Origin of the sequence: Pseudomonas idahonensis (genome assembly GCF_037903935.1) — a bacterium.
Classification (GTDB): domain Bacteria; phylum Pseudomonadota; class Gammaproteobacteria; order Pseudomonadales; family Pseudomonadaceae; genus Aquipseudomonas; species Aquipseudomonas danubii.
This window is the reverse complement of the sequence record NZ_CP149586.1, coordinates 2,372,765-2,396,697: the sequence shown is the minus strand read 5'-3', so window position 1 is coordinate 2,396,697 and position 23,933 is coordinate 2,372,765. Positions and strand designations below refer to the sequence as shown.

26 protein-coding genes and 1 tRNA gene are annotated in these 23,933 nt (G+C 58.1%); 7 read left to right on the top strand and 20 right to left on the bottom strand.

What is annotated here, in order from left to right:
* Nucleotides 1–12 precede the first annotated feature (12 nt).
* From WIN67_RS11060 to WIN67_RS11035, 6 genes are all read right to left on the bottom strand, one after another.
* Nucleotides 13–864 carry a transporter substrate-binding domain-containing protein gene (locus WIN67_RS11060; RefSeq protein ID WP_339071218.1) on the bottom strand — a complete coding sequence of 284 codons (852 nt, stop codon included), beginning with the start codon at nt 862–864 and terminating at the stop codon, nt 13–15.
* A 60-nt stretch (nt 865–924) separates the two neighbouring features.
* Entirely contained in the window at nt 925–1,587 is a 663-nt protein-coding gene (locus tag WIN67_RS11055) for an amino acid ABC transporter permease (protein WP_339071217.1), read from the bottom strand.
* On the bottom strand, nt 1,584–2,225 hold the full coding sequence (locus WIN67_RS11050) for an amino acid ABC transporter permease (protein ID WP_339071216.1): 642 nt from the start codon (nt 2,223–2,225) through the stop codon (nt 1,584–1,586). Before WIN67_RS11050 ends, WIN67_RS11055 begins: the two co-directional genes overlap by 4 nt.
* Nucleotides 2,225–3,034, bottom strand: a complete 810-nt coding sequence (locus WIN67_RS11045; RefSeq protein ID WP_339071215.1) for an amino acid ABC transporter ATP-binding protein — start codon at nt 3,032–3,034, stop codon at nt 2,225–2,227. Before WIN67_RS11045 ends, WIN67_RS11050 begins: the two co-directional genes overlap by 1 nt.
* Before the next feature lie 57 nt (nt 3,035–3,091).
* Nucleotides 3,092–4,399: a Xaa-Pro peptidase family protein gene (locus tag WIN67_RS11040; protein WP_339071214.1), complete on the bottom strand. Its 1,308-nt coding sequence runs from the start codon at nt 4,397–4,399 to the stop codon at nt 3,092–3,094.
* Nucleotides 4,400–4,534: 135 nt separating this feature from the next.
* Nucleotides 4,535–6,571, bottom strand: coding sequence for an NADH:flavin oxidoreductase (locus tag WIN67_RS11035; protein ID WP_339071213.1), 2,037 nt, complete (start codon nt 6,569–6,571; stop codon nt 4,535–4,537).
* A gap of 126 nt (nt 6,572–6,697) precedes the next feature.
* Between WIN67_RS11035 and WIN67_RS11030 the strand changes: the two genes are divergently transcribed.
* Nucleotides 6,698–7,339 carry a TetR/AcrR family transcriptional regulator gene (locus tag WIN67_RS11030; RefSeq protein ID WP_339071212.1) on the top strand — a complete coding sequence of 214 codons (642 nt, stop codon included), beginning with the start codon at nt 6,698–6,700 and terminating at the stop codon, nt 7,337–7,339.
* 222 nt (nt 7,340–7,561) lie between these two features.
* Nucleotides 7,562–7,861, top strand: a complete 300-nt coding sequence (locus WIN67_RS11025; protein WP_339071211.1) for a hypothetical protein — start codon at nt 7,562–7,564, stop codon at nt 7,859–7,861.
* A gap of 101 nt (nt 7,862–7,962) precedes the next feature.
* Here WIN67_RS11025 and WIN67_RS11020 read toward each other — a convergent pair whose 3' ends face one another.
* Nucleotides 7,963–9,051 (bottom strand): Xaa-Pro peptidase family protein, encoded by a 1,089-nt coding sequence (locus tag WIN67_RS11020; RefSeq protein ID WP_339071701.1) that lies wholly within the window; start codon nt 9,049–9,051, stop codon nt 7,963–7,965.
* Between the two features lie 152 nt (nt 9,052–9,203).
* Nucleotides 9,204–10,232, bottom strand: a complete 1,029-nt coding sequence (locus WIN67_RS11015; protein ID WP_339071210.1) for an ABC transporter substrate-binding protein — start codon at nt 10,230–10,232, stop codon at nt 9,204–9,206.
* A 233-nt stretch (nt 10,233–10,465) separates the two neighbouring features.
* On the opposite strand from WIN67_RS11015, the gene WIN67_RS11010 reads away from it, so the two are divergent.
* Both WIN67_RS11010 and WIN67_RS11005 read left to right on the top strand, forming a co-directional pair.
* On the top strand, nt 10,466–11,383 hold the full coding sequence (locus WIN67_RS11010) for a LysR substrate-binding domain-containing protein (RefSeq protein WP_339071209.1): 918 nt from the start codon (nt 10,466–10,468) through the stop codon (nt 11,381–11,383).
* A 94-nt stretch (nt 11,384–11,477) separates the two neighbouring features.
* Complete coding sequence (locus tag WIN67_RS11005) at nt 11,478–12,632, top strand: alpha-hydroxy acid oxidase (protein WP_339071208.1); 1,155 nt, start codon at nt 11,478–11,480, stop codon at nt 12,630–12,632.
* Nucleotides 12,633–12,957: 325 nt separating this feature from the next.
* Here the strand turns inward: WIN67_RS11005 and WIN67_RS11000 are convergent.
* The 9 genes from WIN67_RS11000 to thrS form a co-directional block, all read right to left on the bottom strand.
* Nucleotides 12,958–13,034 (bottom strand) — tRNA-Pro (locus tag WIN67_RS11000).
* Between the two features lie 88 nt (nt 13,035–13,122).
* Nucleotides 13,123–13,479 (bottom strand): MerR family transcriptional regulator, encoded by a 357-nt coding sequence (locus WIN67_RS10995; protein ID WP_007920509.1) that lies wholly within the window; start codon nt 13,477–13,479, stop codon nt 13,123–13,125.
* Nucleotides 13,460–13,762 carry an integration host factor subunit alpha gene (gene ihfA, locus WIN67_RS10990; protein ID WP_002553164.1) on the bottom strand — a complete coding sequence of 101 codons (303 nt, stop codon included), beginning with the start codon at nt 13,760–13,762 and terminating at the stop codon, nt 13,460–13,462. Before ihfA ends, WIN67_RS10995 begins: the two co-directional genes overlap by 20 nt.
* Nucleotides 13,763–13,765: 3 nt before the next feature.
* On the bottom strand, nt 13,766–16,144 hold the full coding sequence (gene pheT / locus WIN67_RS10985; protein WP_339071207.1) for a phenylalanine--tRNA ligase subunit beta: 2,379 nt from the start codon (nt 16,142–16,144) through the stop codon (nt 13,766–13,768).
* A gap of 35 nt (nt 16,145–16,179) precedes the next feature.
* Nucleotides 16,180–17,196 (bottom strand): phenylalanine--tRNA ligase subunit alpha, encoded by a 1,017-nt coding sequence (gene pheS, locus WIN67_RS10980; protein ID WP_011060419.1) that lies wholly within the window; start codon nt 17,194–17,196, stop codon nt 16,180–16,182.
* Between the two features lie 110 nt (nt 17,197–17,306).
* Nucleotides 17,307–17,663 (bottom strand): 50S ribosomal protein L20, encoded by a 357-nt coding sequence (gene rplT, locus WIN67_RS10975; protein ID WP_016963673.1) that lies wholly within the window; start codon nt 17,661–17,663, stop codon nt 17,307–17,309.
* Between the two features lie 30 nt (nt 17,664–17,693).
* Entirely contained in the window at nt 17,694–17,888 is a 195-nt protein-coding gene (gene rpmI / locus WIN67_RS10970; protein WP_002553160.1) for a 50S ribosomal protein L35, read from the bottom strand.
* 60 nt (nt 17,889–17,948) lie between these two features.
* On the bottom strand, nt 17,949–18,500 hold the full coding sequence (infC, locus tag WIN67_RS10965) for a translation initiation factor IF-3 (RefSeq protein ID WP_169893379.1): 552 nt from the start codon (nt 18,498–18,500) through the stop codon (nt 17,949–17,951).
* Nucleotides 18,500–20,422 (bottom strand): threonine--tRNA ligase, encoded by a 1,923-nt coding sequence (gene thrS / locus WIN67_RS10960; protein WP_102863610.1) that lies wholly within the window; start codon nt 20,420–20,422, stop codon nt 18,500–18,502. Before thrS ends, infC begins: the two co-directional genes overlap by 1 nt.
* Before the next feature lie 386 nt (nt 20,423–20,808).
* Between thrS and WIN67_RS10955 the strand changes: the two genes are divergently transcribed.
* Nucleotides 20,809–21,108, top strand: a complete 300-nt coding sequence (locus WIN67_RS10955; protein WP_102882483.1) for a hypothetical protein — start codon at nt 20,809–20,811, stop codon at nt 21,106–21,108.
* Nucleotides 21,109–21,400: 292 nt separating this feature from the next.
* Entirely contained in the window at nt 21,401–21,613 is a 213-nt protein-coding gene (locus tag WIN67_RS10950; RefSeq protein ID WP_003179963.1) for a cold-shock protein, read from the top strand.
* A 70-nt stretch (nt 21,614–21,683) separates the two neighbouring features.
* Here WIN67_RS10950 and WIN67_RS10945 read toward each other — a convergent pair whose 3' ends face one another.
* The gene (locus WIN67_RS10945; RefSeq protein WP_102863613.1) at nt 21,684–21,995 is read right to left on the bottom strand and encodes an I78 family peptidase inhibitor; all 312 of its coding nucleotides are present in this window, start codon (nt 21,993–21,995) and stop codon (nt 21,684–21,686) included.
* A 162-nt stretch (nt 21,996–22,157) separates the two neighbouring features.
* Nucleotides 22,158–22,463 (bottom strand): hypothetical protein, encoded by a 306-nt coding sequence (locus WIN67_RS10940; RefSeq protein ID WP_102863615.1) that lies wholly within the window; start codon nt 22,461–22,463, stop codon nt 22,158–22,160.
* A 164-nt stretch (nt 22,464–22,627) separates the two neighbouring features.
* Between WIN67_RS10940 and WIN67_RS10935 the strand changes: the two genes are divergently transcribed.
* Complete coding sequence (locus WIN67_RS10935; RefSeq protein WP_102882485.1) at nt 22,628–22,840, top strand: hypothetical protein; 213 nt, start codon at nt 22,628–22,630, stop codon at nt 22,838–22,840.
* 33 nt (nt 22,841–22,873) lie between these two features.
* Here WIN67_RS10935 and WIN67_RS10930 read toward each other — a convergent pair whose 3' ends face one another.
* Entirely contained in the window at nt 22,874–23,902 is a 1,029-nt protein-coding gene (locus tag WIN67_RS10930) for a nucleoside hydrolase (RefSeq protein WP_102863619.1), read from the bottom strand.
* Between the last annotated feature and the right edge of the window lie 31 nt (nt 23,903–23,933).

Sequence of the window (23,933 nt, the reverse complement as noted above, 5' to 3'; positions counted from 1 at the left end):
CAGGATCACCGGTCATTCCACCAGGCGCGGCGCACCGACGTTGGCGGCTTGTTTATCCAGGCCGAACGAGCCGAGTATCTCGGCCATTTCACCCGACGCGTGCAAGGCCTGGATGTTGTCGTTCAGCGCCACGCCCAGCGCGGTATTGGCCTTGGTATGCGGGAAGCTAGACTGCCCCGGTTGCAAGGTGGCCCTCACCCGTGGGTCGGGCGCCGAGATCTTGATGTGCTGGCCCGGGTACGCGCCCTTCTGCTGCGAAGCCACGCCGACTGCAAAACTGTCGACGCCCAGCGCAATCCGCTTCGAGGCCAGGTCCTGGGCCATGGCTACCGGGTTGGGGTACAGCACCAGGTTGTCGCCAAAGAGCTTTTTCAAATCGTCGACCCACAGATAACCCTGCACCGTGCCGACGCGCTTGCCCTCCAGCTCGGAAATGCTCGAATAACCCTCCCTGGAGATAATCCCCATCATGTCCAGGTACAGTGGCGCGGACAGGCCCAGGGCCTTGCTGCGCTCGGCGGTACGGTACCAGTCGCCGATGCCGACGTCGGCCCGCCGCGCGATCACAGACTGGATCACCGCCGCCGGGTCCACCACTGTCAGCTTGATCTCCAGGCACTCCCTGGCGGCGATGCGCTTGATGATTTCGCCATCGACCCCGCTTAACTGGTTGCCCGGCCCGGGAATCGAATATGGCGGAAAGACCCAGGCCGCGACCGCCAGCACCCCGGGGGTCAGGGTTTCAAACTGGTGGGCCGGCTTGCAGTCCGCCAGGGCCAGGGGCGCGCCAGCCAGGGCCGCGCCGCCCACCAGGGAGGAACAAAGGAATGCCCAACGGGTAATGCGTTTGAATGAATGGATCATGGCTTCACCTGTGCATGGCTTGCGTTGAGGGAACAGCCGCCGGAAGACAGCCCGAACGGGTCACGCGTGCTGGCTGGGCGCCAGTCTTTTCTCCAGTGCCGCAACGCCCAGGGTCGCGGGGGCGCAAACCGCGGCGTACATCAGGCCGGCCAGGGTCAGCACCGGCAGGTACTCGAAGGTCGACGAACCGATGGCCGAGGCGCGGCTGACGATCTCCGGCAGCGCGATGGTGAAACACAGCGACGAAGCCTGGAACATCATGATCGAGAACCCCAGCAACGACGGCAGGGCCACCCGCAGCGCCTGGGGCAAGATGATGAAACGCAGCGCATCGAAGCGGTTCAGGCCAATCACCTCGGCCGCCTCGTTCTGCCCCTGGGCCACGGCCTCGATACCACCGCGGATGATCTCGCTGGTGTAGGCCGCGGTGCAGTAAGCCAACGCCACGGCCGCCGCCCAGAAGGAACTCAGGGTCAGGCCGGCCGAGGGCAGGCCGAAATAGACGTACTGCAGCAGGATCAACGCGGGGGCGCCGCGCCCCAGTTCGACGATCAGCAGCGAGGGATAGCGCACCACCCGACGGGATGCCGAAACCCCCAGCGCCAACAGCAACCCCAGGACCACCCCCAGCGCCAGGCTGACGGCAGTGACCTGCATCGACAGCACGAAGCCCTTCCACAGTTCGGGAAACCAGGCCAGCCACATCGTCAGGATCTCGTTCATCGGGCCACCCTCTGCTTCAGGGTGGCCGCCAGCCAGCGCGAGAACAGCGCCACCGGTACGCTGAGAATCAGGTAGACCAGCGCCGCCACGCTGTACACCCCCAGCCCTTGAAAGGTTTGCTGGGACAGCTGATAGGCCTGGAAGCTGACGTCACCGACGCCGATGGTCGACGCCACGGCCGAGTCCTTGAGCAGGCCGATGGCATAGGTGGCCGAGGTGGGAATGGCGATGCGCACCAGTTGCGGCAGCAGCACATCGAAAAAGCGCTGGGACGGCGAAAGATTGAGCACCTGCGCCGCCTCGAACTGCCCCTGGGGAATCGCCGCGAAGGCACCGCGATAGACCTCCGACATGTGCGCCGCGGTGATCAGCCCCAGGCCCAGCACCGCAGCGGCGAATGGCGACAAGGCAATGTAGCCGCCACCGATGCCGAAGAAAATGAAGAACAGCCAGACGATCGGCGGAATCGAACGCAGGGTCAGCACCAGCATAGCCGCCAGCCAGCGACAAGACTTCAGGTTCGACAAACGCAGGGCGCAGAGCGGAAAGCCCAGCACCACGCCCATGCAGAAAGCGCCCAGGGTCACGCTCAGGGTCCAGGGCACGCCGTGCAACAGGACCAGCAGGATATCCAGCATCAGCGATTCCTCACGGCCTGGAGAAACTGCGCCACCCGCGCGTGCCGTGGCTCGCGCATCACCTGGGCACTGGGCCCCTGCTCGATGATCCGTCCTTCGGCCATGACCACCACGCGGTCAGAAACGGTTTCGGCAAAGTGCATCTCGTGGGTCACCACCAGCATCGACATGCCCTCGCGCGCCAGCTCCTTCATCACCGCCAGCACCTCCAGGCCCAGCTCGGGGTCAAGGGCCGAGGTCGGCTCGTCGAACAGCATCAGTTCCGGATCCAGCGCCAGGGCCCGGGCAATGGCGATGCGTTGCTGCTGGCCACCGGAGCAACGGGCCGGGTAGGCGTTGGCCTTGTCCGCCAGGCCCACCCGGTCGAGCAACTGCAAAGAGCGGGCATCCGCTTCCTCGGCGCTGCGACCCAGGGTGCGGATCTGCGCCAGGCTGACGTTGCGCAGCACCGTGAGGTGCGGAAACAGGTTGAACGACTGGAACACCATGCCGATGCGCCGGCGCAACTTGAGCAACTCGCTCCTGGGCAACGGACGCCCGGCCTCGATATGCACCCCGTCCATGCTGACCCGGCCGCGGGTCGCTGGCTCCAGCTGGTTGATGCAACGCAGCAAAGTGCTCTTACCCGAGCCGCTGGGGCCGATAATCGCCACCACCTCGCCTTGGGCCATCTCGAAACACACGTCGTGCAACACCGGGTAAGGACCGAACTGCTTGTGAATCGCCTCCAGGCGCAAGAAGGGTTCGGCGCCAGATGGCGGGCGCGGCGCCAGGGCGGCGGCGCTTTCGATCACGGTCATGCTGCTCATGATTTTTCTCCGGACAGGGTAGACGCCATGCCTGCAAGAAACAGGCAACAACCGCTGTTATCGATCGTCGTCGACTAACGGGGTACGGGAAAGCTTGACCGCTCCAGTGGCGCTGATCAGCACCTGCTCTTCGAGTTTCACACCTTCGTGCCCCCCCTGCTCACCGATGTAACTCTCCACCGAGAGCACCATGTTTTCCTCGAAATGGCCGTCATAACCCCACTCGGCAAAGTCCACCGCGTAGGCCACGCTGGGGTATTCGTCCACCAGACCGACGCCGTGCAGCATCATCATGTAGCGGTTGTGCTCGAACTGTTTGGGCACCGGCCAACAGCGCTCGGCAAACTCGCGGAACGACAACCCCGGGCGCAGCAGGTCGAGGTTGAAGCTGATTTGCTGCGAAGCGATGTCCAGCAGGTCGCGCTGGGCCGCCGTCGGCGCCTTGCCGGGGCAGATGAAGCTGCGGGAGATGTCCGAGAGATAGCCCCCCGGCCCGACCATGTCGGTGTCGAAGCAGACCATCTCGCCGGCCTCGATGACCTTGTCCGAAGCGTCCTGGAACCAGGGGTTGGTGCGCGGGCCGGAGTTCAGCAGCCGGCTCTCGGCCCACTCCCCGCCCTGGGCCACGTTGGTCCCGTGCATGATGCTCCACAGCTGGTTTTCGGTGATGCCCGGCACCAGGCTGGCGCGCATGCGGGCAATCGCCAGGTCGCACACATCCATCGACACCCGGTGGCTGGCGATCTCCTGCACCGACTTGATCAGCCGCGCCTGCTCCATCAGCGGCTGGGCGTCGAACAGCTGGATGCCCTGGGCCTTGAGTCTTTCCGCGCCCCAGGGGTCGCAGCGGTCCACCGCCAAGCGTCGATTGCTCGCGCCATGCTGGGCCATCAGATCGGCCACTTCGAGAGCCCAGCGCTGGGCTTTTTCCTCGACCCGCGGGCCGGCGAGGAAGTACAGCCAGGGGATCGCCGGACGGATTTCATCAATGGTTTCGATGTGCTCGCTGTTGTGTCGGCTGCTGGTGAATTCGAACAGCACCACCGGGCCATCGGTGGCCACGAATACGTAGCGGCTGGGGGAATGCATCACCCACAGGCCAAGGTTATTGGTATCGGTGGCGTAGCGAATATTGATCGGGTCGGCCAGCAGCACGCCGGCGTAATCGTGCTCGCGCAGTTGCTGGCGGATGCGCTCCAGGCGGTACTGGCGCAGCGCAGGCCGGTCAATCGCGGCATAGGCCGCCAGCAGGCCGTGATCGACCGGGGCCAAGGCATGGCCGGTGACGCTGGCATCATTGCGATAGCGCAGCGGGCTCGGGGGGACAGCATTGAGCAGCTCGGTGAAATCGGTATCCGTGTGCATGCAACAACCTCCGTGGGGAAGAGTTTGACGTTAATCAAAACCAATCGGACCAACATTCGGGGCAGTGACTTAAAGACCTGGGAAACGGATGACGGCTGTCTTTCTTATGGTTCAGTGCACGGCAACAGGCAGTCGCTAGAGGTCCTTGACCAGGCGCAGGGCGTCGTAGATCGCCGCATGGGTGTTACGCGATGACACCGCATCGCCGATTCGAAACAATTGGAACCGCCCTTGAGGGTTGGTCACCAGGTTTTGCGGGTGGCCGGCAATCAGGTCCCGGTACTCCACGGCGCCTTGATTGCTGGCCTGGGGCTGGAGCTCGAAATACAGCTCGTCCAGGGGGCGGGTGCCATGGTTGACCACGACCTGGTCCACCCGCCGGGTTTTCTCAAGATCGCTGTAATCGCTGCCGATGGTCGCCAACAGCTCTTCGCCCTGGCGCTCCACGGCCTTGAGCCGGTAGGTGACGGTAAAGGTGGTGTCCAGCCGTTGCAGCGAGCGCATGTAGGGCACCAGGTTCATGCCCATCACTTCCGGCGCGAACGAGCGGTCGGGGGTCATGATCTCGGTCCGGGCGCCGCTGCGAGCAATGAACTCGGCGGCCTGCAAACCCGCGTGATCGCCGGCATCGTCGTACACCAGCACATTGCGTCCGGGTTTGACGTCGCCGGAAATGATGTCCCAGCTCGACACCAGCCACTGGTTGCCGTGCTGCAGGACTTCGGTGTGGGGCAACCCGCCGGTGGCGACGATCACCACGTCGGGGTGTTCATCGAGGACCATCGCCGCATCGGCCCAGGTGTTGAAGCGAAACCTGACGCCCAGGCGCTCGCACTGCGCCATGCGCCAATCGATGATGCTGATCATCTCCTTGCGTCGCTCGGACTGCGCGGTCAGGCGAATCTGTCCGCCGGGCTGGTCGGCTACTTCCAGCACCAGCACCTCATGCCCGCGCTCGCCGGCCACCCGCGCCGCCTCCAGGCCGCCGGGACCAGCGCCGATGATCAGGACCTTGCGCTTGCGCGCGGCCTTGGGCACCTCGTGGGGCATGCTGGTTTCACGGCCGGTGGCGGCGTTGTGAATGCAGTAGGCGGCACCGGCGTTGTAGATCCGGTCCAGGCAATAGTTGGCGCCGACACAGGGGCGGATTTGATCTTCGCGGCCCTCGATGATCTTGCGCACGATATGCGGGTCGGTCATGTGCGCCCGGGTCATGCCCACCATGTCCACCAGGCCCGAGGCAATCGCGTGGCGGGCGGTGGCGACGTCGGGAATCTTCGCCGCATGGAAGGTCGGGAAGCCGGTCAGGGCGCGAATCTCACCGGCAAAGTCCAGGTGCGGCGCGTTGCGCATGCCCTGGATCGGAATGATGTCGGTCAGCCCGGCATCGGTGGCGATATTGCCGCGAATCACGTTGAGGAAGTCGACCATTCCGCTGTCTTTGAGCAACTGCGAGATCTGCAGCCCCTCCTCCTTCTCCAGGCCGCCGGCCAGTACCTCGTCGCCGGTGTAACGAATGCCGACGATGAACTCCGGGCCCACCCGCCGGCGAATGGCACTCAGCACCTCGAAGGTGAAACGCAGGCGGTTGTGCAGCGAACCGCCATAGGCGCCCTCCAGCTCGTTGGTCAGCGGCGACCAGAACTGGTCCATCAGGTGGCCGTAGGCTTGCAACTCGATGCCATCCAGGCCGGCGGCCTGCATGCGTTCGGCGGCGTCGGCGTAATCGCCGATGATGCGTTCGATGTCCCAGATTTCCAGCTTTTTGGGAAAGGCCCGGTGCGCCGGCTCCTGGTTGTGCGAAGGCGACACCACCGGCAGCCAGTCGCCTTTGTCCCAGCGGGTGCGACGCCCCAGGTGGGTGAGCTGGATCATCACCGCCGCGCCATGCTCATGGCATTCGTCGGTGAGGTCTTTCATCCAGCCGACCACTTCGTCCTTGTACGCCAGGATGTTGTTGAACACCGGCGGGCTGTCACGGGAGATCGCCGCCGAGCCTGCGGTCATGGTCATGGCCACGCCGGCCTTGGCGCGCTCGACGTGATAGGCCCGATACAATTTCTTCGGCATGCCCTCTTCGGGGTACGCCGGCTCGTGGGAGGTGGTGATAATGCGGTTGCGAAGTGTCAGGTGCTTGAGGCGATAAGGCTGAAGAAGCGGATCGTTATTCATATCGGTCTCGCATACTGGTCATCAGGCAAGGCAGACGATAGACCTCAATGTACACCAGTGTCAACGACATAGACAGTAGTGTACATTCACCCCATCAAGGTCAAACGGACAAGGAAAAAACGCCCCATGAAAGCAACCAGCAACAGTGCGGAAGCAGCCGGCCGTGGCTCTCTGGAAAGCTGGCTCAACGCGGCCTATGAAAGCCTCAAGGAATCGGGGGTGGATGCCGTGCGGGTGATGCCGCTGGCGAAGAAACTCAACCTGTCGCGCACCAGTTTCTACTGGTATTTCCAGGACCGCGAGGCTCTGCTCGAAGCCCTGGTGGACTTGTGGAAGAACAAGAACACCTTGAGCCTGGTGTCACAGTCCGAGGCCTATGCCGAGTCCATCACCGAAGCGATTCTCAACGTCTTCGACTGTTGGTTGAACAGCGAATTGTTCGATTCGCAGTTCGAGTTCGCCATGCGCAGCTGGGCCCTGCAATCGCCCGAAGTAGCGCAGGAAATCCGCCAGGCCGATGCCCAGCGGGTACAGGCCCTGGCACAGATGTTCGACCGTTTCGGTTTCGCCCACGACGCCGCCGTGACCCGCGCGCGCTCGATCTACCTGACGCAGATCGGCTACATCAGCATGAACACCCAGGAACCGCTGGCGCAGCGCATGCGCTTCATTCCCGAGTACTTGAAGATCTTCACCGGCGTCGAGCCTCTGCCCAGGGAACTGGAGCGTTTCTTTCAGCGCAACGGTTTTTCAGCGGCCGAACTTTAGGTCCGGGCCAGGCTGGAGCGCAGCCCCCCCCGATCGACATTCACTCAAACTGCATCGCCTGAGGAGCCTGCCCAATGGCCGTTTCGCGCTCCACTGACAGGGCTTGCGGGCCGGCTTTCTATCGGTTGCGTCGTTGATTGCAGCGATCGCTGCTATCCAGCCTGTTGACGAGATCAGCATTGCCGCTCCAGAGCGGGTGGCGGGAGTTTCATCGATGGGGCCTTGATGGTCTTTGCCCAGGATACAAGGCAAAACCCCAAAAGCCAGGCGACAGTGGCCGTACTACACCAGCAAGCCCCCCCTGGATACACGCTGTATGCCTATGCGGCGCTGGAAGCCGTTGCTCAAACCATGCGCGCCACTCAACCTCAGGACGGCGCGTTGCTGGGACAGTGGTTAAGGGACGACAGTGTAAAAAACGTTGCTGACAATAAGTGCTGGGACGCCAAGGCAGACCTGGCGACGCCTGACTTCGTGATGTACCGCTGGGTTGATCAGGGCGAGTACAGCGTCTTGCGCTGATTCTTTGCGTGGGATGCCAGAACCAGCCCCCCCCCCACAATGAGGCAATGACCCTGCCCTGACACACGATACTCCGCAAAAGATATCCATCAGACCCTGTCTCAATCGATGATCACCAGCTCAGGTGCCAACGTGGACAAGCTGCTTGAGCCCTCCGGACCGCAAAGCACCGTATCGCCTAATTTGATACCAAAGCCCTCGTTATACAGCGATAGATTTGGCTCGATGGTGAACGACATATTGGGCTTGAACACATGCTCGCCCATCGCTTCAGTCCAAGTCGAGGGATAGGCCAGCCCCAAACTACTGCCAATGCGATGTACACGGGTACGCGAAAGATCAATGCGATCAAGTATTTCGTTGCACACTCGATCAACCTCGCCCACCGAGGTACCTGGCTTGGCCACATCGATGGCGGCACTGAAGGCTTCAGCCAGCAACGTTGAAACTTCTCGTACCCGCAAGGTTGGCTTCCCAACAACAGCCGTGCGCATCAAGGTCGCGTGATAACGATTGCAGACACCTGCGTGCTCAAGAACCACAACGTCGCCATAACTGATGGTCTGTCGGTGAGGCATTACATTGGTCATGGCGCTGCGCCGGCCCGTTGCACACATTGGGCTGATGGCGGCATTTTCACTACCAGCCTTGCCCAAGGCTTGGGCAACAATTCCAGCGACTTCGACCTCTGATATGCCTGGACGCAAGGCGGCGAAAGCCGCCTGCATCCCAAGATCCGCCATGCGTGCAGCGCTGCGTTGATAAGCAATTTCCTGGGGGCTTTTAACCAGACGTTCCTCAGCGACGACCAGAGAAGCGTCCTCGAAATGAGCCTCCGAGAGGTAGCCGCACAAGGTTTGGAACTGCAACGGCGAAAATGTCGAGGTCGACATCTCAAGTCCAATCCGAGCATGACTCAAGCCAGCCTGGGCCAGCATTTCTGCAACGATGCGCAGCGGTTCTTCCTTGGAGATATCGTAGAAGATCGCATGCTTAATACATGACAACTCCCACGTACATGACTCCTCGCTGGTGCGGGCAATGAATATCGGATCAGCCAGTTTCGGCGAAATGATCAATGCCTGGTAGCAAAGAAAGCCCAAGCTGTCGAAGCCCGTGAGGTAGTTGATATTCGATGGGTTATTGATCACCAGGGCTTCCAAGGCCTGGTCAATAAGGCGGCGTTTTATCGCCTCGATACGATCAATATATGTTTGAGTTGGAAAAGCTGTGAGAATGGAAATCCCCTCTGGAACTCAGCTCTCGGGCATGAGCTGTCCGCACCGTTTACTGTTCTGTGTGCGTATCCTCTGCCCGACACTTCAGCGCCGGGCAGTCTGCTTTACCGCGCAGCCCAAGCGTTAAAGCGCTCTTCAAGCTCTGTTCCGTGATCAATCCAGAAGCCGCTATCAACCTTCAGGGCCTGAGCCATGTTCTGCTCAGAGGTCGGAAAACTATTGCGCGTTTCGGGAGCGATCAGTTCCATGGTCTGCTTATGAGTGGGACCGTTGAACATCTTTTCGGCGAATATCTTTTGCTGCTGCGGCAAGCTCGCGAAGGCTATGAATTTCAGCGCTGCTTCCTGGTTCCGGCTGCCTTTGACTATGGCCCAGCTATCCATGTCATAGAGACTGCCATTCCACACTAACGGGAAGTCGTATCCCTCCTTTTGGGCACTGATTGCCCGGGTGATATACACAGACGTCATGCTGACATCTCCAGCCGCCAGCCATTGCATCGGCTGAGCGCCTGACTCCCACCACTGTATCTGTGTTTTGATCTGGTCCAGTTTGCGAAAGGCCCGGTCTACGCCACCGGGTTGTCGCAGCACCTGATAAACCTGATCACGTGGTACGCCGTCGGCCATCAGGGCGATTTCCAGAGTCAGCTTCGCGCCTTTGCGCAGAGCCCGCTTGCCAGGAAAGCTCTCCAGATCCCAGAGCTCCGCCCATTCTTTTGGGGCTTTCGACACCGCTTTAGGGTCATAAACCAGAGCCGTAGACCAGATAAAAATACCGACCCCACATTCGCTTACCCCGTCTTCGACGAAGTCCTCCTTGCGCACTCCAGGAATCGCCGGCAAGCGCTCGAACAATCCTTCCTCGCATCCGCGCTGCAACTGCGCATGGTCGACTTCAACCACATCCCAGGTAACGCTTCGGGTATCCACCTGAGCTTTGATCATGCCGATTTCGCCGTTGTATTGCGCTGCTCGCACGACTACAGAATGCTGCTTCTCAAAGGGGGTGTAGAACGCCTCCTGCTGAGATTTTTTATTTATTCCACCCACGGAGACGACCGTCAGTGCCTCGGCTTGGGCGCAAGTACCTAGGGCGACCAGGGTCAGGCTGGCTATCGCAGTTTTAAACATGGCAGATCATCCTTTTTCTGGTTTAAAAAACCTCGAAGAGGATGCTAACCAAGGTGACAACGCAGCAGCGGGAATAAAAAGCTCAATCTACGGGAATCTTTTTCCTCCGCCGCCGTGCGGGTAGAACGACTCAAATCACTCAGGGGCCGTAAGATCGAAACCCGAATAGACCTTAAACAAAGCTAGAAAACCGAACCATCGTTCGAGCTCTGGTCGTTAGGAGGCCATGAAGAATGAAGAGCTGCAACGACTATCGACTCCCCTCTCTCGATGCACTGCTGGCCTTTCAGACTGCCGCGCAGTTGAAGAGTTTTGAGCGTGCAGCCCAAGCCCTGTCGCTGACCGCAAGCGCACTACGAAAACGTATAGCGGGTCTTGAGCAACTGCTTGGCTTGGTGTTGTTTGATCGTCAAGGCGGAACCCTCGCGCTGACGGCGCAGGGGCAAATGTACCTGGAACAACTCACCCCCGTACTGACTCAACTGATCGCCATACCGGTGCATCAACGCCCGGCACAACGCAGGCAGCGCCTGACACTCAGTTGTCCACCCACGTTTGCCCGTCAGATCCTCATCCCCCGCCTTGCAGAACATAGCCAACATTACCCGGACATCGATCTGGAAATTCAACTAAGCGCTCCCATGTCTGGCACAGAAACACCGCTGCGAGACATCCAGGTATCTGGAGAAAGCGCCACCGTGGAGCCTCAACACAGGCTACTCGACGAGCTCTTGCAGCCCTTGGCTGCACCAGAACTGCTAAGCCGTTACCCAGACATACAGCTACCGCAGGAGTTCGCCTGCTTGCCGCTGATGCGCTCACCGCTAGAGCCCTGGCAACCCTGGTTTCAACAAGCGCACCTGGCCTTGAACGAGCCAGACCAGGGACCGTCCTTACTGGATCTGGGGATGATGCTAGAGGCTGCGGCCAACGCTCAGGGGGTCGTCCTCGCGCGACCCTCGCTGGCTCGTGATTGGCTGGAAAGTGGGCGACTGGTCGCGGTCGGCAATGTTCGTAGTGTTCCTTCCTACCACTACCAACTGCACATGCATCAGCGATCAGAGGCCGCACAAGCCTTCAGTCACTGGTTGACACAGATATGCCATGAGGCCGTGGAGCACGGGCAGCGTTACTTGAGTGATCCGCACTAAGGAAAAACCGGCTCGCTAGATGCGAAATTTTTTCCCTGCTGATGATACATCAGGCGGTTAGGCTGACTCTGAACATCACTCGGGAGCAGTCCAATTGCCTATCGTTACTTGCATCGAAGACCTGCGCAAAATGGCGCAGCAGCGCGTACCACGCATGTTCTATGACTACGTCGATGGAGGCTCTTGGACCGAAAGTACCTACCACGCTAACCAGGACGATTTTGCAAAGATCAAACTGCGCCAGCGCGTTGCAAGAAATCTCGAAAATCGATCGCTTAAAGCTAATCGACTAGGCATTGATATGGCTATGCCGCTGGCCATAGCACCTACCGGATTGGCTGGGATGATCCACGCGGATGGTGAAATCCTTGCGGCGCGTGCTGCGACTGCGGCCGGTATTCGCTACACACTCTCAACGGTCAGCATTTGCTCACTGGAAGACGTCGCCGACGCAATCGAGGCACCTTTCTGGTTTCAACTCTATGTGATGCGCGATCGTGAGTTTGTGGGCCGCCTGATTGACCGGGCTAAAGCCGCAGGCTGCGATGCCCTGGTGTTAACTCTGGACCTGCAATTGAGCGGTCAACGGCATAAAGACCTGAAAAACGGACTGAGTACCCCGCCACGCCTCACTCCCGCCAGCCTCTTGAACATCCTGACTAAACCACGCTGGATCAAAGGCATGCTGAGCACTCGCCGTCACTACTTCGGTAACATCATGGGACACGTTGCCGGCGTGGATGACTTGCGTCAGTTGGCCGATTGGACCTACGAGCAGTTCGACCCAACGCTGTGCTGGGACAACATCAAGTGGATCAAGGATCGCTGGGGCGGAACACTGATTCTGAAAGGCATTCTCGATGTTGAGGACGCACACCTGGCCGTTGCCAGTGGCGCAGATGCACTGATAGTTAGCAACCACGGCGGGCGTCAACTCGACGGAGCTCCTTCCAGCATCAACATGCTGCCGGCCATCGCTCAAGCAGTCGGCGGGCAGATTAACGTCTGGTTCGACAGTGGCATTCGTAGTGGCCAGGACGTGATCAAGTCACTGGCTCTGGGGGCTCAAGGCGTCATGCTCGGACGTGCCCATCTTTATGGACTGGGAGCAATGGGCGAAGCAGGAGTGACCAAGGCATTGGAGATCATTGCAACAGAAATGGACCTGACCCTGGCACTTTGCGGATACACCGATGTACAGCAAATTGATCACAACATCTTGTTACCAGGAAGTTATCCGAAGCCCTGACAAATCTGAAAGCCATCGCACTCGGGCTAAGGCATAGAGGCGTCTACAAAACTCGGGGCGATTCAATCCTCGAGCAAAGGGCTATCACTATAAACAACGATCTTCCAATCCTTGAGGCCGTTTTTCCCAGTGAGTCGGCCCTCAACTTTCTCGGTTGCTGGAGCAGCCGCCAGAAGTAAGAGCAGGAAATACAGCAAGCCGCGCCCTAATTAGAGAGCTGTATACCAGCAACTCGAAGAGAAACTATGTGGGAGGAGATGTAGGAGTATTCTCCAGACATGAAAAAGCCCAACCTGTGAAGATTGGGCTAAGTCATTGAAAAATATGGTCGGGACGGAGTGATTCGAACACTCGACCCCTAGCACCCCATGCTAGTGCGCTACCGGACTGCGCTACGCCCCGACTAGGCGTGAAACCTGTTTCACTTCTCAGGAAACGTTGAGGAATATACCGCAAGCTTTTGAAAAGTGGAAGTATTTAATACGATGAATTACTTCTTGAGCACCACAAGCACATCTTCAAGCTCAGAGATCATCTGACGGATCAGTTGCTTGTACTGGGTGGTGTCGTCTTTGGCCTCATCACCGGAAAGGCGCAAGCGCGCTCCACCGATGGTAAACCCCTGATCATAAAGCAACGCGCGGATCTGCCGGATCATCAACACGTCCTGGCGCTGATAATACCGGCGATTTCCGCGGCGTTTGACGGGGTTGAGTTGAGGAAACTCTTGCTCCCAATAACGCAGCACATGCGGTTTTACCGCACAGAGCTCGCTGACTTCACCGATGGTGAAGTAGCGTTTACCCGGGATGACCGGGAGCTCGTCGTTATGACTTGGTTCCAGCATAAGCCTCAACTCGGGCCTTCAACTTCTGCCCTGGACGAAAGGTGACCACACGGCGAGCCGTGATCGGGATTTCTTCACCCGTTTTCGGGTTGCGGCCAGGACGCTGGCGTTTATCCCGAAGGTCGAAGTTACCGAAACCGGACAATTTGACCTGTTCGTTATCTTCGAGAGCGTGCCTGATTTCTTCAAAGAAAAGCTCGACCAATTCCTTGGCCTCGCGTTTATTCAGGCCTAGCTCTTCGTAGAGACGTTCGGCCATTTCAGCTTTCGTCAGAGCCCCCATACGTCACTTCCTTAACGTGGCGTTCAACCTTTGTTCGAGCGAGGTGAGGATGTTTTGTGTCGTGGAGTTCACCTCATCGTCATTAAGAGTGCGCGATGGATGCTGCCAGGTCAAGCCGACGGCAAGGCTTTTTCTATGCGGATCAATGCCTTTACCCTGATAGACGTCAAAGAGCCTGAGGTCTGTCAGCCATTCGCCTGCATTTTCACGAATTACGTCCAGTACTGCGCTCGCCGCCACGTCACGATCCGCCAGCAATGCCAGGTCACGGCGTACTTCTGGGAAACGCGAAAGCTCGTGGAACTTCGGAAGACGACCTTGAGCCACCTCGCCCAGAACCAGCTCAAACACGTAAACCGGACGATCCAGGCCGAGATTTTTTGCCAGTTCCGGGTGAATAGCCCCCAGATAACCGACCTCACGACCATCACGCTCGATACGTGCAGTCTGGCCAGGATGCAGCGCAGGATGCTTGCCCGGAGCAAAAGTGAATTCATCCAGTGCGCCAGCAAGGCCCAGCACTGCCTCGACATCTGCCTTGACATCAAAGAAGTCGACACCGTCGCGACCTTGCGCCCAACCTTCAGGCAAGCGACTGCCGCAAACGACGCCGGCCAACATTGGCTGCTGCTTCAAGCCTTCCAGTTGACCGATAAAGCGCAAGCCGCTTTCAAACATGCGGACGCGATCTTGCTGACGGTTCAGGTTGTGCTGAAGTGCCTTGACCAGGCCAGGCCACAAAGAAGAGCGCATGGCCGCCATGTCAGCCGAAATCGGGTTGGCCAATAGCAGCGGTTCAACACCTGGATTGAACTGCTCAAACAATTTCGGATCGATGAAGCTGTAAGTGATTGCTTCCTGATAACCACGGGCTACCAGCAGACGCCGCAGGGCAGGCAGATCACCTTGCGCTTCCGCCTTAGCCTGAGGAGCCAGGCGAGCCTGCGGATAACGAACCGGCAAACGGTTGTAGCCGTAGAGACGCGCCAACTCTTCGATCAAGTCGACTTCAAGGCTGATATCGAAACGGTGGCTTGGCACTTCAACGCGCCATTGGCCTGCGCCATCGGCAGTGACTGTCAGGCCCAACGCGGTGAGCAGACGCTCGACCTCGGGACCGTCGATTTCCATGCCCAGCATCTGGGTGATGCGCTCAGCGCGCAGCGTCACAGGTGCAACAGATGGCAAGTGCTGCTCGCTGACAGCTTCGATGATCGGACCAGCTTCGCCGCCAGTGATCTCCAGCAACAAGCCAGTTGCACGCTCCATGGCCTCGCGAGCCAGCTGCCAGTCCACACCACGCTCATAGCGATGAGAAGCATCGGTATGCAGGCCATAGGAACGGGCTTTGCCAGCAACCGAAATCTGGTCGAAGAAAGCGCTTTCCAAAAACACGTCGCGGGTGTTTGCGGTAACGCCACTGTGCTCACCGCCCATGACGCCAGCGATTGCCAGAGCACGGGTGTGGTCAGCAATCACCAGGGTATCGCTACGCAGGGTAACTTCCTGGCCGTCGAGCAGTACCAGTTTCTCGCCCTCTTCGGCCATGCGCACTCGAATACCGCCGTTGATTTCGGCGAGATCGAAAGCATGCAGCGGCTGGCCCAGTTCGAGCATCACATAGTTGGTGATGTCCACCGCCGCATCGATACTGCGCACGTCGGCACGACGCAAGCGTTCAACCATCCACAGAGGGGTCGGCTTGGACAAATCGACATTGCGAATAACCCGACCCAGATAGCGCGGGCAGGCCGTCGGAGCAAGCACTTCCACAGGGCGTACTTCGTCGTGCACTGCAGCAACCACTTTTACTTCAGGGCGCTGCACTTTAACGGCATAGAGCGCACCGACCTCACGGGCCAGACCGGCAAGCGACAGGCAGTCACCACGGTTTGGAGTCAGATCGACCTCAATACTGGCATCGTCCAGGTTCAGATAGACGCGAACGTCCTCCCCCACCGGAGCATCGGCCGGCAGCTCCATCAGACCATCACTGCCTTCACCAATCTGCAGTTCGGCTTGGGAACACAGCATGCCGTTGGACTCAACGCCACGCAGCTTGGCTTTCTTGATCTTGAAGTCGCCCGGCAGCTCGGCGCCAATCATCGCGAATGGGATCTTCAAGCCTGGACGCACATTAGGTGCACCGCAGACCACCTGGAAGGTCTCCGCGCCGTTACTGACCTGGCATACGCGCAGCTTGTCGGCATCTGGGTGCTGCTCGGTGCTGAGCACCTCACCCACCACTACACCACTGAAATCACCGGCGGCTGGCGTTACGCTGTCAACCTCAAGACCGGCCATCGACAGACGAGCAACCAGCTCGTCACGACTCACCTGCGGGCTAACCCAGCCACGCAGCCATTGTTCACTGAATTTCATCCTGCTCTCCTAATAGATTCGTTACGGACGCGCGACTAGCGAAATTGCGCAAGGAACCGCAAGTCGTTGTCGAAGAACAGGCGCAAGTCATTGACACCGTAACGCAGCATGGCCAAACGCTCGGCGCCCATGCCGAAGGCAAAGCCCTGGAACTCTTCCGGGTCGATCCCGGACATACGCAGCACATTTGGGTGAACCATGCCGCAGCCCATGACTTCCAGCCAACCGGTCTGCTTGCAGACGCGGCAACCTTTACCGCTGCACATCACGCATTCCATATCGACTTCAGCGGATGGCTCGGTGAACGGGAAGTACGAAGGTCGGAAACGCACGGCCAGCTCTTTTTCAAAGAACACCCGCAGGAACTCTTCAATGGTGCCTTTCAGGTCGGCAAAATTGATGTCGCGATCCACCAGCAGGCCTTCGACCTGATGGAACATCGGCGAGTGAGTGATATCGGAGTCGCTACGATACACACGGCCTGGGCAGACGATGCGAATCGGCGGCTGCTGCGATTCCATGGTGCGGACCTGTACCGGCGAGGTATGGGTGCGCAACAGCATGTTCGCATTGAAATAGAAGGTGTCATGCATCGACCGGGCCGGGTGATGGCCTGGGATGTTGAGCGCCTCGAAGTTGTGATAGTCGTCTTCGACCTCAGGGCCTTCGGCGATGCCGTAGCCAATGTGGGTAAAGAACTGCTCGATACGTTCCAGGGTCCGCGTAATCGGGTGCAGACCGCCAGAGGTCTGGCCACGGCCCGGCAGAGTTACGTCAATGCACTCGGCAGCGAGTTTGGCGCTGAGCTCCGCCTCCTCGAAAGCCGCTTTGCGCGCATTGAGAACCTCTGTTACACGCTCCTTGGCAACGTTGATCAGCGCTCCGACTTGCGGACGCTCTTCGGCAGGCAGGTTGCCCAGGGTCTTCATCACCTGAGTCAGTTCGCCCTTCTTGCCAAGGAAGTGAACCCGGATCTGTTCCAGGGCATTGATGTCTTCAGCGTGTTGCACGGCCTCAAGTGCTTGAGAAACCAGCGCATCCAGGTTTTCCATGTACAGACTCCAGATACAAAATAGGGGAAGAGCTTGAAGGCTCTTCCCCTATTTATGACGTTTAACACCAGAGCCCACGAAAGGTGAGCCCGGATGACTGTCGGGGGTACTTAAGCCAAGGTGGCTTTAGCTTTCTCGACAATCGCAGCAAACGCCGCTTTTTCGTTCACTGCCAGATCAGCCAGAACCTTACGGTCGATCTCGATGGACGCCTTTTTCAGGCCAGCGATCAGACGGCTGTAAGACAGACCGTTAGTACGAGCACCAGCGTTGATACGAGCGATCCACAGAGCGCGGAACTGACGTTTTTTCTGACGACGGTCGCGGTAGGCGTATTGGCCTGCCTTGATTACCGCTTGCTTGGCAACACGGAATACGCGCGAGCGTGCGCCGTAGTAGCCTTTAGCAAGTTTCAGAATTTTTTTGTGACGTTTACGGGCAATGACGCCACGCTTTACACGAGCCATGAGTTACTTCCTCTATTCTTGATCCAAAAATTAACGAAGGCGCAGCATGCGCTCGACTTTTGCCACGTCAGACGGATGCAGCAAGCTGCTACCGCGCAGTTGACGCTTACGCTTGGTCGACATTTTGGTCAGGATGTGGCTCTTGAAAGCGTGCTTGTGCTTGATACCGTTAGCAGTTTTCAGAAACCGCTTAGCAGCACCACTTTTGGTTTTCATCTTTGGCATGTTCGGATACTCCGCATTCAGTTGATAAACATAATCAGAAGGCCTGCCGTGCCCTGTTGATTACTTCTTCTTTTTCGGGGCGATGACCATGATCAGCTGGCGTCCTTCCATCTTAGGATGCTGTTCGACCGAACCATACTCTTGCAGGTCAGCTTCAACCCGCTTGAGGAGTTCCATCCCCAGCTCCTGGTGGGCCATCTCACGGCCGCGGAATCGCAAGGATACCTTGGCCCTGTCCCCGTCACTCAGGAAACGTACCAGGTTGCGCAGTTTTACCTGGTAATCCCCTTCCTCCGTCCCTGGACGAAACTTGATTTCTTTAACCTGAATCTGCTTCTGGTTCTTCTTCGCAGCAGCAATCTGCTTCTTCTTTTCGAAGATCGATTTGCCGTAATCCATCACCCGGCAAACAGGTGGGACTGCGTCGGCGGAAATCTCCACCAAATCCAGCTTGGCTTCTTCAGCTATACGAAGCGCTTCATCAATCGAGACGATGCCAATCTGCTCGCCGTCAGCGCCAATTAACCGAACCTCGCGTGCCGAGATATTCTCGTTGATCGGGGCTTTCGGTGCAGCTCGTTTATCTTGTCTCATATCACGCTTAATAATAATTACTCCGAATCTTGGCGACCACGCCGGGAAACCGCTTGTGCGAGGAACGCCGAGAATTGGTCCACAGGCATCGAGCCCAGGTCTTCACCTTCACGGGTACGCACAGCGACAGTCTGCATCTCGACCTCCCGATCTCCAATAACCAAGAGATAGGGAACCTTGAGCAAAGTATGCTCGCGGATTTTAAAGCCGATCTTTTCATTTCTCAAGTCGGACTTGGCACGAAATCCGCTTTGATTGAGTGTTTTTTCTACTTCAAGGGCAAAATCTGCCTGTTTATCAGTGATATTCATCACCACGGCCTGAGTCGGAGCCAGCCACGCAGGGAACGCGCCCTCGTAATGCTCGATCAGAATCCCGACAAAACGCTCGAAGGAGCCGAGAATCGCCCGGTGCAGCATCACCGGATGCTTACGGCTGTTGTCTTCGGATACGTATTCAGCACCCAGACGGATCGGCAGGTTGAAATCCAGCTGCAAAGTACCACACTGCCATACACGCCCCAGGCAGTCTTTCAACGAGAACTCGATCTTCGGACCATAGAACGCGCCCTCGCCCGGCTGCAGATCATACGGCAACCCGGCACTATCCAAAGCCGCAGCCAGTGCGTTTTCCGCACGGTCCCACAACTCATCGGAACCCACGCGTTTTTCAGGACGAGTGGAAAGTTTCATCTCGATGTCCTTGAAGCCGAAGTCGGCATAGACATCCATAGTCAGCTTGATGAACGCAGCGGACTCGGCCTGCATCTGATCTTCAGTACAGAAGATGTGAGCATCGTCCTGGGTAAAACCGCGCACACGCATGATGCCGTGCAACGCTCCCGAAGGCTCGTTACGGTGGCAAGCACCGAATTCGGCCAAGCGCATCGGCAGCTCGCGGTAGCTCTTCAGCCCCTGATTGAACACCTGCACGTGGCACGGGCAGTTCATAGGCTTGATCGCGTAGTCGCGGCTTTCCGATTCGGTGGTGAACATGTTCTCGGAATAGTTGGCCCAGTGCCCGGACTTTTCCCAAAGGCTGCGATCGACCACTTGCGGAGTCTTGATCTCCAGATAGCCGTTTTCACGCTGCACCTTGCGCATGTACTGCTCGAGCACCTGGTACAGAGTCCAACCATTGGGGTGCCAGAACACCATGCCCGGAGCTTCTTCCTGGGTATGGAACAGGCCCAAACGCTTGCCAATCTTACGATGGTCGCGCTTTTCGGCCTCTTCGATACGCTGGATATAGGCAGCGAGCTGCTTCTTATCCGCCCACGCAGTACCGTAAACCCGCTGCAACTGCTCATTCTTGGCGTCGCCGCGCCAGTAGGCACCAGACAACTTGGTCAATTTGAACGACTTCAGGAAGCGCGTGTTCGGCACGTGCGGACCGCGGCACATGTCGACATATTCTTCGTGATAGTAGAGGCCCATTGCCTGTTCATTCGGCATGTCCTCCACCAGGCGCAACTTGTAGTCCTCGCCACGAGACTTGAACACTTCAATCACTTCGGCTCGCGGGGTGACCTTCTTGATCACGTCGTAGTCTTTCTCGATCAGCTGCTGCATGCGCTGCTCGATAGCCGCCATGTCTTCGGGCGTGAAGGGACGCTCATAGGCGATGTCGTAATAAAAGCCTTCATCAATGACCGGGCCGATGACCATCTTGGCGGTCGGATACAACTGCTTGACTGCATGCCCTACCAAGTGAGCGCAAGAGTGGCGAATGATCTCAAGCCCCTCTTCGTCCTTTGGCGTGATGATTTGCAGGGTTGCGTCGCTGTCGATCACATCGCAGGCGTCGACCAGCTTGCCATTGACCTTGCCGGCCAGGGTGGCCTTAGCCAAACCTGCGCCAATAGATGCAGCGACCTCGGCTACGGATACCGCATGATCGAATGAACGTTGACTGCCGTCGGGAAGAGTAATGGTGGGCATGGCGCCTCCTCTCCTAGTGGTGACCCCTACCAAAGGTCACGTGGGTTGGGATGAGCCAGTACGCGATTCAGTCCGGCCGTTCTGTAACAAACGCCTGCCTCACAGTGGCAAGAGCCTTGCGGCCAACCGGGAAACCGAACCAGAGTGACTGGGGTTCAAATCAAAATTAATGAGGCATAGACCGCGAGGGAGAAGTGCAACACCCAAAGCTTGAAAACACCCAAGCCGGGCATGCTAGCACAGATAAATCGCAAGCACCGCGCAGCAAGTTTCCCAAAAGATACTTTCCGGTCTTTTATTGAAGAAAGTGAACTTGCGATGTACGCCGAACCTCAAATACCAAGAGAATCGTCGTCCTTGCTATCGACCTCAGGAGAACTCGACTCATGCGCCTTACCCAATTGCTTACCCTGGCCGCCCCACTCGCCCTGCTCCTGCCCTTGAGCGCACAAGCTGCATGGCCTGCCGGAGCTCGTGCCGACTATATGAAGGATTGCACTGCAGCAGCCAGCCAAAGCATCGACGCCAAAAGCGCCGAGAAACATTGCGCCTGCGGTGCAGAGAAGCTGAATGAAAAATTCACCACCGATGAAATCAAGGAGCTGATGAGTAAATCCAAGCAACCTAGTGCAGAACTGAGAACCCGAGCCCTGGACGCCATCGCTGCTTGCCGAGTGGTCAAATAACCAACCACCGCTCGAAACAGGCTGTACCAAGGCCTGTCAGCAGGCCTGAAACGCGGTTTTTTTCACAATTTACGCAGCTTTTACGGGTTTTTTTATCACCGTTTGTTTTCCGCGAAAGCCCCTTAAACCGGGGCCTACAGGCAAATCGAACGGCAAAATACACGGACACATCGGGCAAAGAGCACCTACAGGGGGCTCCCAAGCCGAACATTTCGACTATGATAGCTCGGTGTGCCCAGTTGGCCTGAGCAGCACAGCACTACTGAAAATATATGTTTCTTGGAGATACACCATGTCTAATCGCCAAACCGGCACCGTAAAATGGTTCAACGATGAAAAAGGCTTCGGCTTCATCACTCCTCAAGGTGGCGGTGACGACCTGTTCGTACACTTCAAAGCTATTGAAAGCGACGGTTTCAAAAGCCTGAAAGAAGGCCAAACCGTTTCCTTCGTGGCTGAGAAAGGCCAAAAGGGTATGCAAGCTGCACAAGTTCGCCCTGAGTAAGTTTTCAGCGAGCTAAAAAAACCCCGTCCATGTGACGGGGTTTTTTATGCGCGGGCCAAAAAACTAAGCCTCAACCACAGTTGACCCGAGTAACCACCAGGCCGGCATCGGTATTGAGGTTCAGGCGGTCGGAGCGGTACTCCAGAGTAATCATGTCATTAGGCTTGAGGAAACGCGCATATTGCGCTCCTGCGCGAGTACGGGCCTGTTCCAGCAGTTCGGGAGAAGCCTTCTTGCCGACGGCAAATTCGGCAGCTGTTGCTTCACAACGCGTGTGCCCGGATTCAGAGGCCACAGGTTCCTTTGTCGACCCGGTGGTGCTGCATCCACTGAGGACAACAGCGGCCAACAAGGTTCCGAATGAAGCGAGCTTCCAAGGCATGAAGCCTCCTTTTCAAAATTAAGCAGAGATCGTGCGACAGCCGATTTGGCTTTTGGTTTCAAAACAAAATGGCCTTTTGCCCTATGTCACGGACAGCGAGTAAGTCTGCCTCAGGCATCGCGACACTTTCACAGGACAATCGTCACTGAATATGAACAGCACTCAATAGATATCGATGTAGTCGAACGCCGGTTTCGGCCAGTTCTGCTTGAGTGCATTGAAGATCTGCATTACCCAAACCTCATCACTGGCCGCCACGTTGCCGACATAGCCGGATCCGGCTGCCCAGGTTTCCAGGCGAAACAACAAACCTTCGATGTCGACACCTCCCACCACTCCCGAAGAGATGTAGGCAATCCCGGTCCTGGTGACACGCAACTGGGTATGCACGTTGTCACTGGCCGAAGCCAGAAGCTGGCGCACCGCCTCCAGGGTCAGGGCATCAGGCTGATTCAAATCGATTTGCACAGAAGCTTCCTTGAGCGCAGGAAAAGCGCCAGTGTCGCATAGCCCCCGCTTGATGCCTAAGTCGGAGTGCCAAACGCTCGGCAACATGGTTAACTCTGCGACGCAGCAAACACCCGCCCAGGCCCGGCCCTGGCGCCCGCCTTATCCGAAATCGTGAGACTTTCATGGCCACCGTGAGTATCGACGCCGACATCAAAGCCAAATGGCCCCAAGGCCAGTGCTCCTACAGCCCAGGGAGCCCGGAAGAGTTGGCGATCATTGGCATAGACCTGCTGGTCAAGGAGCTGGGAACCCAATCCGCCTGGGCGTTCATTGAGCAGGTTTTCGAGAAGTACCCTGCTGATCACCCAGGCGCACAGGACCCGGAACGGGAATAGAACCCCGCAGGCAGGAGCCTGCGGGGGCGCTGCTTACTTGAGGCGAGCCAGACGCTCGGTGAGCAAGTCGAAAAAGCCCTGAGCATCACCATTCTCAACCCAGAACACGTTCTTTTCCTGCTTCAGGCCGTCGTACCAGTCGACGATGGTCTGGCCGAACGTCGGCCCTTCACGACTGTCGACAACCATGTTGGCCTGACGCCCGCTGAACAGCTCAGGCTTGAGCAGATAGGCGATCACCGTCGCATCATGCACCGGGCCGCCAGGAATACCGTAGTGCTCCATGTCGCCTTTGACGTACTCATTGAGGATATCCCCTACCACCTTGCTGGCATTGTTGTTCAAGGCGGCGATCTTCTGCAGTCGCGCCTCGCTGGTCAGCACCTTATGGGTGACGTCCAGTGGCAGGTAGGTCAGCTTGACGCCACTCTTGAGCACCACTTCGGCCGCTTGAGGATCGGCGAACAGGTTGAACTCGGCCACCGGGGTGATATTGCCGCCATTGAAGTGTGCGCCACCCATGACCACCACTTCCTTGATGCCCTGGGTAATATCCGGCGCCTGGATCAATGCCAGTGCCAGGTTGGTCTGCGGCCCCAACATGGCGATGGTGATGCTGTGGGGCTTGGCCGCCCGCAATGTATCGATCAGATAGTTGACCGCATTGCCCTTGGCCAGCGGCGCCTTGGGCTCATGCACAGTCACCCCGGAAATGCCTTCCTTGCCGTGGATATTCTCGGCATAGATCGGCGTGCGCAGCAGCGGTTTTGGCGCCCCGGCGTAGACCGGCACTTCATCGCGACCAGCCCACTCACGGGCCAGGCGCGCATTGCGCGAGGTCTTGTCCAAGCGCACGTTACCCGCCACCGTGGTCAAGGCACGAATATGCAGCTCCTCGGGCGATGCCAGGGCGAACAACAGAGCCACCACATCGTCGGCCCCCGGATCGGTGTCGATGATCAGATCGATTTTTTCCGCCGCCTGAGCGCCGGTAGCAGTGAGTAGAGACAAGAGCAGCAGACTCCGGAACCAGTGTTGAAACAGCAGAGCATAGCGGTGCATGGCGCACTCCTTGTGCAAGGTAAGGAAAAGC